The 931-nt window shown below is 77.4% G+C and carries 1 protein-coding gene; it reads left to right on the forward strand.

Annotation, left to right across the window (positions count from 1 at the left end):
• On the forward strand, nt 1-810 hold an 810-nt coding region (locus tag D7V80_RS41080), incomplete at its 5' end, for a lipopolysaccharide assembly protein LapB (RefSeq protein ID WP_120593160.1).
• Between the last annotated feature and the right edge of the window lie 121 nt (nt 811-931).

Consider the following 931-nt stretch of genomic DNA (forward strand, 5'->3'; position numbering starts at 1 on the left):
CCGTCGCTGATGCCCGCCCCGCGCCTCGTGGACGAGGCCGCCCCGGCGGAGGCCCCCGTCCCCGGTGACGCCCTGGCGCTGCCGCACACGCACGCCCGCCGGGTCGACCATGTGGCCCGCGCCCTGGGCCTGCGCGACCTGGGGGACGTGTCCGGCGCCGTGACGGAGCTGCGCCGCGCGCTGCACGACGACCCGGGCGCCACGGACGCCCTGGCGCAGTTGGCGCGCACGGCCCGGCTGGCCGGGGACACGACGCTCGCCATCGACGCGTACGCCCGGCTGGGGCAGGCGGAGCCGCATGACGCGGGGGCGCTGGTGCAGCAGGCGCGGCTCCTGGTGTCGGAGGGCCGCTTCCCGGACGCCGTCCGCGTGGGAGAGGAGGCGCTCCTGCGCGACCCGGAGGACGCGGAGGTGTACCAGGTGCTCGGCCGCGCGCACCTGGGCGCCCATGAGCTCACCTCCGCCATCCTGCGCTTCCAGCAGGCGGTGCACCTGGACCCCGAGCACGGCCACGCGCTCAACAACCTGGGCTTCGCCTACCTGCGCGCCAACGACAACGCGCGCGCCGTGGAGGTCCTCACCCAGGCCGCCAGCCTCCTGCCGCACGTGGCCTACGTGCAGAACAACCTGGGCGTCGCCTGCGAGCGCCTGGGCCGGCTGGAGGAGGCCCGCGCCGCCTACGCCGCCGCCACCCGGCTGTCGCCCCGCTACGTGCAGGCCCGCGTCAACGCGGAGCGGGTGGGCCGCGTGGCCCGGGCCGACCCGGCGGGTCCTGCCCTGGCGGAGCCGCTCCCGCCCGTCGCGCCGTAGGGCGGGCGGCCAGGAAACAGCGCCGTTCCCGGGGGGATGGCCCGGACGGGTTCACCCCGCCCGCCCCCCGGTCTAACCTTCAGCCCTTCACCCCGCCTTCACGAGCGTCATGACTCCGGCC

It is taken from the genome of Corallococcus sp. CA054B (assembly GCF_003611625.1).
Taxonomy (GTDB): domain Bacteria; phylum Myxococcota; class Myxococcia; order Myxococcales; family Myxococcaceae; genus Corallococcus; species Corallococcus coralloides.